This is a genomic window from Novosphingobium sp. CF614 (assembly GCF_900113255.1).
Taxonomy (GTDB): domain Bacteria; phylum Pseudomonadota; class Alphaproteobacteria; order Sphingomonadales; family Sphingomonadaceae; genus Novosphingobium.
Window position 1 is genome coordinate 1 of sequence record NZ_FOOR01000045.1, and the last position, 7662, is coordinate 7662.

At 62.6% G+C, this 7662-nt stretch carries 9 protein-coding genes and 1 pseudogene; 5 read left to right on the forward strand and 5 right to left on the reverse strand.

Features of this window, described 5'->3' with window-relative positions; translation table 11 throughout:
* Positions 1–148: 148 nt before the first annotated feature.
* The 3 genes and pseudogenes from BM052_RS19730 to BM052_RS19010 form a co-directional block, all read right to left on the reverse strand.
* On the reverse strand, positions 149–259 hold the full coding sequence (locus BM052_RS19730; protein WP_143084915.1) for a helix-turn-helix domain-containing protein: 111 nt from the start codon (positions 257–259) through the stop codon (positions 149–151).
* 208 nt (positions 260–467) lie between these two features.
* A pseudogene (locus BM052_RS19005) lies at positions 468–1399 on the reverse strand (IS3 family transposase); the annotation flags it as partial.
* A 26-nt stretch (positions 1400–1425) separates the two neighbouring features.
* Positions 1426–1617, reverse strand: coding sequence for a transposase (locus BM052_RS19010; RefSeq protein WP_255406268.1), 192 nt, complete (start codon positions 1615–1617; stop codon positions 1426–1428).
* A gap of 80 nt (positions 1618–1697) precedes the next feature.
* On the opposite strand from BM052_RS19010, the gene BM052_RS19015 reads away from it, so the two are divergent.
* Positions 1698–2864: an IS110 family RNA-guided transposase gene (locus tag BM052_RS19015; protein ID WP_091149434.1), complete on the forward strand. Its 1167-nt coding sequence runs from the start codon at positions 1698–1700 to the stop codon at positions 2862–2864.
* A gap of 287 nt (positions 2865–3151) precedes the next feature.
* On the opposite strand, the gene tnpA is transcribed toward BM052_RS19015, so the two are convergent.
* Positions 3152–3397 (reverse strand): IS200/IS605 family transposase, encoded by a 246-nt coding sequence (gene tnpA / locus BM052_RS19020; RefSeq protein ID WP_255406269.1) that lies wholly within the window; start codon positions 3395–3397, stop codon positions 3152–3154.
* 375 nt (positions 3398–3772) lie between these two features.
* Here tnpA and BM052_RS19025 point away from each other — a divergent pair, with 375 nt between their 5' ends.
* The 4 genes from BM052_RS19025 (at position 3773) to BM052_RS19040 (ending at position 7459) form a co-directional block, all read left to right on the forward strand.
* Entirely contained in the window at positions 3773–4846 is a 1074-nt protein-coding gene (locus tag BM052_RS19025) for a cytochrome-c peroxidase (protein WP_218151588.1), read from the forward strand.
* Positions 4847–4916: 70 nt separating this feature from the next.
* Complete coding sequence (locus BM052_RS19030; RefSeq protein WP_091149435.1) at positions 4917–5684, forward strand: cytochrome b/b6 domain-containing protein; 768 nt, start codon at positions 4917–4919, stop codon at positions 5682–5684.
* A 69-nt stretch (positions 5685–5753) separates the two neighbouring features.
* On the forward strand, positions 5754–6431 hold the full coding sequence (locus tag BM052_RS19035) for a response regulator (protein ID WP_091149437.1): 678 nt from the start codon (positions 5754–5756) through the stop codon (positions 6429–6431).
* Positions 6428–7459, forward strand: a complete 1032-nt coding sequence (locus BM052_RS19040) for a sensor histidine kinase (RefSeq protein ID WP_091149438.1) — start codon at positions 6428–6430, stop codon at positions 7457–7459. Before BM052_RS19035 ends, BM052_RS19040 begins: the two co-directional genes overlap by 4 nt.
* 2 nt (positions 7460–7461) lie before the next feature.
* Here the strand turns inward: BM052_RS19040 and BM052_RS20140 are convergent.
* Positions 7462–7662 (reverse strand): hypothetical protein (locus tag BM052_RS20140; protein WP_218151589.1); only part of this gene is annotated, 201 nt, incomplete at its 5' end.

The window sequence follows — 7662 nt, forward strand, 5'->3', positions numbered from 1 at the left end:
CCATGCCGATTGTCGCGCACCATAGGCGGACGGGAGCCGATCGGTGCCCAGACATATTCGATCGAGCCCTTCTGTCCGACCCTGGCTTCGTCCTGGAACCACACCTCGATCGCCTTGCCGACCGCACTTGCCGGCAAGGCATCACGGCTCAAGCTGCTGAAGTTTTTTTAAAACTCTCCTGCGCCACGGCGTCCTTCTTCGGATGGAACGGGCGCGGCTGCAACCGCGTCAGCGCAAGTTGGCGCAGCCACTTGGCCATCTTTCTGCTTCGACATCAGCCGCCGCAAATCCGCTGCTGAATATTCCTAGTTTGTTATCGCTATCGCCTGGCTCATCGACCCCTCCCGCAAAATCGGCGAGGCTCATCGAATCACAATCCCGATCCATTGGGAAGCGCCCGGCCAAAAAAACGCTCACCAGATCAACCGGTCAGTCCATGAGTCAGTAGCCAAGGCCTCTGGTATAAGCTAATCCCGGTTGCCGTTCATGCCGCCTGTTTGATCATCAGATATCATGGGAGGCATGCCTCCCATGATATCTGATTGCCCGATCCGCCGATAGGCCTCCACCGGGGTTCCCCGGCCAGGCCCGAGTGCGGACGCTGGGTGTTGTAACAGGTGATCCATCGGCCAAGGCCAGCCCGCAGCTCCGAGCCGGTCTCGAAGGCATGGAGATAGACGCACTCGTACTTCAAGGATCGCCAGAGGCGCTCGATGAAGACATTGTCCATCCAGCGCCCCCGGCCGTCCATGCTGATGCGGACTTCGGCGTCGCGCAGCACGCTGGTGAAGGCTTGTGACGTAAATTGGCTGCCCTGATCGGTGTTGAAGATCTCAGGCCTTCCGAACCGGGCCAGTGCCTCCTCCAACGCCGCGACGCAGAAGCCGGCATCCATGGTGTTCGACAACCGCCAGGCCGGCACCTTGCGGGTTGCCAAGTCCATGACCGCCACCAGGTAGAGGAATCCGCGCCGCATCGGGATGTAGGTCACGTCGGCACACCAGACGTGGTTGGGCCGCTCGATTGCCAACTTGCGCAGCAAGTACGGATAGACGCGATGCCACGGGTGCGGATCGCTCGTGCGCGGCCGCTGGTAGATCGGCGTCAGGCCCATCTTCGCCATCAGCCGACGTGCGCGACGGCGACCAATATCCCGGCCATCGCGTCGCAGGTGCCGCGCCATTTGGCAGCTGCCGTACCATGGGCATTCCATGAAGGTCTCGTCGATTACCGTCATCAGTGCCAGCGTCTCGTCCGTTTCTGGCACCGGGGCGTAGTAATAGGACGAGCGGCTGATCCGCAGCAGGCGGCACTGCGCCGAGATCGACAAGCGGTGGTGAGCAGCTTCAACCATCGCCCGCCTCCGATCCACGCTCATCGACCGAAGGCTTTCGCTGAATGACTCACCGGCTGACGCCGGTAGGATCATGCGGAGGGGCTCAAGCCATCCTTGTGGATATGTCGGTCGAGATAACGCATGATGATGTCATCGGTGATGTTGCCGGATGTGGTCGAGAAGTAGCCGCGTTGCCAGAAGCGTTGTCCCCAGTACCGCTTGCGGATGTGCTCGAACTCCTGCTGGATTTTGCGAGATGATCGCCCCTTTGCCCGGCGCACGAAGATCCCATGAGGAGGGTGGATAGCGGCCTGCGCTAGTGCAGAGTGAGGTCGCATAGTTACCCACTCCGGAGATCAGCATGCCCTTTACGACGGCAACCCGAACCGAAGCTTCGACCGCGATCCGTACCGATCTTGGCGCAATTTTTGTCTCTTTGGAACTCAGCCGCTCAAAATGGCTGATCACCTCGCTGTCGCCGGGTGGCGGGGAGAAGATGTCCAAACACATGGTGGCGGCCGACGATGTCGCTGGCATGCCAGCGCGCTTTGCCGAGCTCAACAGGAAGGCGCAGGGGCGGACCGGACGGCGCTACCCGATCATCGTGATCCAGGAGGCCGGGCTCGACGGTTTCTGGATCCACCGCGTGCTGCACGCGAAAGGGATCGAAAGTCACGTCGTCGATCCGGCGTCGATTGCGATCTCGCGTCGGCGGCGCCGAGCCAAGACTGACAGGATCGACGGCGAGGCGCTGGTGCGGGCGTTGCTGTCCTACAAGCGCGGCGAGCCGCGGGTGTGTGCGATGCTCCGGGTGCCGACGCCCGAGGAGGAAGACCGCCGCCGTATCTCGCGTGAGCGCAAAGCCTTGACGACCGAGCGCGTACGACACGTCAACCGCATCAAGGGTCTGCTGTTCAGCCAGGGCGTGTCCGGCTACGAACCGCTGCACTGCGACCGGCGTAAGCAACTGGATGCACTCAAGACCGGTGACGGCCGATCTTTGCCGACACATATGCAGGCGCAGATCGGCCGGGAACTCGACAGGCTCGAACTGCTGCTTGAGCAGATCAAGGCGGTTGAGTCCGCGCGCGATGCTATGCTCGCTGCCATGCCGGTAGTCTCGCCTGCACCGGCAATGCTGCTCGAACTGAAGGGCATCGGGCCAGAGTTTGCCGCTGTCTTGTGGTCGGAGGGTCTGTCGCGTCGCTTCGACAACAGACGACAGGTTGCCGCCTATGCGGGCCTTGCACCGCCCCCCTGGCAAAGCGGCTCGGTCGATCACGACCAGGGGGTCTCGAAAGCTGGCAACTCAAGGCTGCGAACAACGATGATCCAAATGGCCTGGCTGTGGCTGCGCCATCAACCGCAATCGGCGCTGGCGTTGTGGTTCGACGACCGGGTCAGCCGCAACGGCGGCCGTCTCAAGAAGGCGACGATCGTGGCGCTCGCTCGCAAACTGCTCGTCGCGCTATGGAAATATGTCAACGCCGGCGTCGTCATCGAGGGTGCAATCATGAAGACCGCTTAACGCGTCAGCTGAACCAAATTCTGCAATCTTCCAGGACCCCTCAGTCCTGGCGGATCCGGGTTGGACGACCGAGTCAGCGAATGGTCCTGAAGACCGTTATCGAAGAATGCTCCCGTCCTCCCTGAGCCCCTGTCCGCCGCAAGCGGGATGTTGGTGCCGCTGTCTCGAACAGCGACCGTATACAAGTTGGATCTGGCTCGGCAACGAGCCGCGTCATGCAATCGGGCTCAGACCATGGATACCGAAACAACCGAGAAGGCAACAAATGTCACCCTGACGAAAGTTCCCTATTGCCCCTCCTCATATAAGTCGCCGACCGAGACATGCGGCGGGATTTCGACGAACATGTGCACGTGATCGCGCGACAGTGCGCCGTTGACGATGGTCACGCCCATTTCGTTGCACACCTGCTTGATGATCTCGCGCACCCTGAGGCGCACATCGCCGATGAACACCTTGTACCGGTACTTCGGTGCCCAGACGAGATGGTAGCGATGATGAAATGTCGTGTGACAACCGGAGCGATACGCCATAGCCTGTAACCTCGGGAAAAACGGAAGTCGCCGAAGGCGTGAAGCTTCCGTTTTTCCCGAGGTTACAGGCTACCACGCGAGTCTGCGGCTGAAGCCAGTATCCGACTGAAGTCGCAGGGGTTCCTCCTAGTCAGGGGACTCTAAATTGACAAACTTTGTTGTGCAAATCATGGCAATGTCACTATTGCACCTCGCGTATCTCGAGGTGCAATAGGCCGCTCTCCCGTAGATAATTTGGGCATTTTTGCCAGCGGCGTCGGCCAGCTAAGGGTGGAAAATCTGCGCCATTGCCGGATCGTGACATCAATCGGAATGCGTCAGCTAGCCGTCAGACAGCGATCGTAACTCGCCCCTGAAGTTCAACGGGGATATGTAGTGAAACAGGTCTTCGCTCTGGCTGGGTTCGCGGCGCTTTCGCTCACGGGTTGCAGCGCTTCCGACAGCACAAACGAAGCCAGTCCGCTGGCAACCAGCAGCGATCCGTTGATTTTGGCCGCGCGCGCGCAGTTCAAACCGTTGCCCAAAGGGCCGGCCGAACTGCCCGGCGTAACGCCTACCCCGGAGCTCGTGGCGCTCGGCACCGCGTTGTATTTCGATCCACGTCTTTCGGCGAGCCATGCGATCGCTTGTGCGGATTGCCACAACATCGGCCTGGGCGGTGCCGACGCCCGTTCGACTTCGCTGGGGCACCGCTGGCAGCATGGTGGGCGCAACGCGCCGACAGTGCTCAACGCCGCCTACAACACCGCGCAATTCTGGGACGGACGCGCGAAGGACCTGGTTGAGCAGGCCGGCGGCCCGGTGTCCAACCCGGTTGAAATGGCCATGCCCGCCGAACAAGCGGTAGCGACGATCAAGAGCATTCCCGGCTATTCGACGATGTTCGCCAAGGCCTTTCCCGGCGACCAGCACGCGATCCGGATGGGCAACGTCCAGATGGCGATTGCCGCCTACGAGGCAACGCTGGTGACGCCGAACGCCCCCTTCGACCGCTTCCTCAACGGCGACGAAAAGGCATTGGGCGCAGCGGAGCGGCGAGGTCTGAAGGCTTTCATGGATAGCGGCTGCGCAGCGTGCCACGGCGGCGTCAACATGGGCGGCGCGATGTACGCCAAGTTCGGCGTGACCTGGGCCCCGCCTGCGGAACTCCTTCCACCAGGCGATCTCGGCCGTTTCAGCGTCACCGGGGACGAGGCCGACCGCTATGCCTACAAGGTGCCGAGCCTGCGAAACATTGCCTTGACCGCGCCGTATTTCCACACGGGCAAGGTCTGGAGCCTTGATGAAGCGGTAAAGGTCATGGCCAAGAGCCAACTCGGCAAGACGCTCTCGCAAAAAGAAACGACCGACATCACCGCATTCCTGGTCTCGCTCACGGGCGATCAGCCCAAGGTCAGCATTCCGGCCCTTCCCCCGTCAACCGATGGCTCCAACCGGCCCGTCGATTGACGCAGCCGGCCTTGCGGGAGCGGGCTGATAGCCCCTCGGCCCGCTCCCGATTCACACAGGGAACTCCACAATGACTACGCAAACCCCGACTGCCCCCGGCAATGCCACGTTTGTGGTATGGGATCTTCCCCTGCGGCTGTCCCACTGGCTGCTGGTCGCGGCCATCGCGGTCGCCTTCCTTTCCTCGGAAGAGGACAGCGCCTTGGCCGGATGGCACATGGCCGCAGGGTGGGCAGCGGCGGTCTTGATCGTCTTCCGGCTGGTCTGGGGCGTGGTCGGGGGCGAGCATGCCCTCTTTGCCAGCTTTGTCCGGCCCGCCCACGTGTTCTCTCACCTGAAAGCACTCGCTTCCGCCCGTGCCGAACGGACTGTCGGGCACAACCCGGCAGGCGGGATAGCCGTGCTGCTGCTCATCGCCATGATCGGCGCCGTCATTGCAACGGGTTGGCAAGCGCTGCACGGCGGAGAGGAGAACCTGCACGAAGCGATCGCCTGGTTCCTGCTGGGTCTCGTCGGCATCCACGTCGCAGCCGTGGTTGCCACCTCGCTCCTTTCTGGAGAAAACCTGGTGCGCGCCATGGTGACGGGGCAGAAGCAGTCGGCAGATCATCCCTCGGTCCTCAGCGTCCGGCGGGCAGGTCCCTTGGCGCTTTTCTTCTCCCTATTGGTCGCAGGCGCCGCAGTGGCCGGCATTCGCGTCCTCGATCCGCAAGCCTTCAAGTTGCAGGCACGCGAAGCGGCAGAATGGGAAAACGGCGAGAAGGAAAATGGCGAGGTGCCGGAATCCGGCGAGCATGGTACGAACCCCGAAGGTGACGCCCGGGGAGACCGCGACTGAAGTCGGTCTTGTCGTCGCCGAAGCGTCGCCGCTAGTGTTGCATATCGCCGCGAACTGGTACCGACCATCATGCGTCTGCTGATCATCGAGGACAACGAGCGTCTGGCGGCACTGATCGCGGCCGGACTAGCACGCCAAGGGTATGCCTGCGATAGCGCGGCCACGCTGGGCGAGGCCGAACACTGCCTGGCCACCGCGGAGTTCGACGCGGTCATTCTTGACCTTGGGATGCCAGACGGCGACGGGCTGGCCTGGCTGTCGCAAGCGCGTCGCCGTGGCCGGATGATGCCTGCGCTGATCCTGACGGCGCGAGGAGCGCTGGGGGATCGCATTGCCGGCCTTGATGCCGGTGCCGACGACTATCTCGTCAAGCCGGCAGAGGTGGAGGAGATTGCGGCACGATTGCGCGCCCTTCTGCGCCGTCCCGGCAACCGCGCGTCCACGGCCATGACCAGCGGAGCGCTTACCTTCGACACGGCCACGCGCAGCGCGAGCGTAGCAGGCCATTCGCTGGACCTGTCGCGGCGTGAGGCGGATCTGCTGGAACTGCTGATGCGTCGCGAGGGCTCGGTAGTCCAGCGCGGCACGATCGAGGAAGCGCTGTACAGCTTCAACGATCCGGTCACACCCAACGCGATCGAGGCGGTCATCTCGCGACTGCGCCGCAAGCTGGAGGACCATGGCCAGACGGACCGGCTCCACACGGTGCGGGGCGTCGGCTACATGCTGGCAAGCGCCCCGCGATGAACGCCAGTCGCTCCATCTACCGGCGATTGCTCGTGGGTCTGGCATCGGTGGGCCTGTGCAGCAGCCTGCTCCTGCTCGCCATCGTCTTTGTCGACTATCATCTGGGTTACAGTGACCTTGCGACCCGCGAGGCAGCCGGCAAAGCGTGGCACGAGGTCTTCGAACACGTCATCCTGCCCGCCCTGCTGTTTATTGTTCCGACAGCTCTCGCGATCATCGTCGTGGTACGGCGCGCCCTGCTTCCGCTTGAGAACGCCGCACGGGAAATCGAGGAAACGCGCGGTCGGGAGCGCGGCTTTCGACTGGACATCGCCAAATTCCCTGATGAGGCTCAGCCCTTCGCCGCCGCCTTGAACGATTTGCTCGGACGTCTCGACGCCTCCGCTGCCCAGCAGGAAGCTTTCGCCGCCGATGTCGCCCATGAATTGCGCACCCCGCTTGCGCTCGCCCGTCTGGAACTATCGGAGATTGGAGGAACCGCGAAGAAGCGTCTGTCGGGCGACTTGCAGGCCATGCAACGGCTGATCGACCAGCTTCTGCTGCTCGCCCAGATCAAGGCCGCCGCGCCGAGCGACATCCCGCGCCAAAGCCAGGAGCTGGCTACGCTCGGGCGCGAATGCACTGCGGCACTTGCACCCGCCGCGATATCCGAAGGCAAGTACCTCGCCTTCGAAGTCGTCGATGAAAATGGGACGGCTCAGGGCTGGCGCGAAGCAATCCAGGCGGCGGTTCGAAATCTCATCGACAATGCACTTCGCGTAACGCCGCCGGGGGGGACGGTGTTGGTACTGGCCGGTCCCGGCCCCTGCCTTCGCGTGCGCGACGAAGGTCCCGGCATATCCCCGGATAAACTCGAGAGGTTGGTTCACCGCCACGTCAGGGCAGAAAACTCCAGCCAGTCCGGAGCGGGCCTTGGCCTTGCTATCGTCGACCAGATCATGCGCGCACATGGAGGATCGCTGGTTTCCGATCCCGAAGTGCGTGAGTTGCGGCTGCAGTTTCCCGAGCCCGCTGCTGGGACTTTCTAAGCTCACGGCGTGTCTGAGACGATCTTCTTCTCCACTTCGCAGGCAACCAACAGCAATGCCCCCGTCAGTGCGGCGAGCGCAATTTCCAGCGCCCCCAGAGGCGCAAATGTAAGCGGTAAAAATCCCCCACGTAGCGGTGGAGCGGCCGTGGGGGGTGGCGATGTAATTTCGGCGATCAAGCAGCGCTGGCGATGTTGCTCATT

What these genes read in the sequence shown, in the direction of transcription:
- tnpA (WP_255406269.1), bottom strand. Translation starts at nt 3,397, where the DNA reads ATGGCGTATCGCTCCGGTTGTCACACGACATTTCATCATCGCTACCAT.
- BM052_RS19730 (WP_143084915.1), bottom strand. Translation starts at nt 259, where the DNA reads ATGGCCAAGTGGCTGCGCCAACTTGCGCTGACGCGGTTGCAGCCGCGC.
- BM052_RS19030 (WP_091149435.1), top strand. Translation starts at nt 4,917, where the DNA reads ATGACTACGCAAACCCCGACTGCCCCCGGCAATGCCACGTTTGTGGTA.
- BM052_RS19015 (WP_091149434.1), top strand. Translation starts at nt 1,698, where the DNA reads ATGCCCTTTACGACGGCAACCCGAACCGAAGCTTCGACCGCGATCCGT.
- BM052_RS19040 (WP_091149438.1), top strand. Translation starts at nt 6,428, where the DNA reads ATGAACGCCAGTCGCTCCATCTACCGGCGATTGCTCGTGGGTCTGGCA.
- BM052_RS19035 (WP_091149437.1), top strand. Translation starts at nt 5,754, where the DNA reads ATGCGTCTGCTGATCATCGAGGACAACGAGCGTCTGGCGGCACTGATC.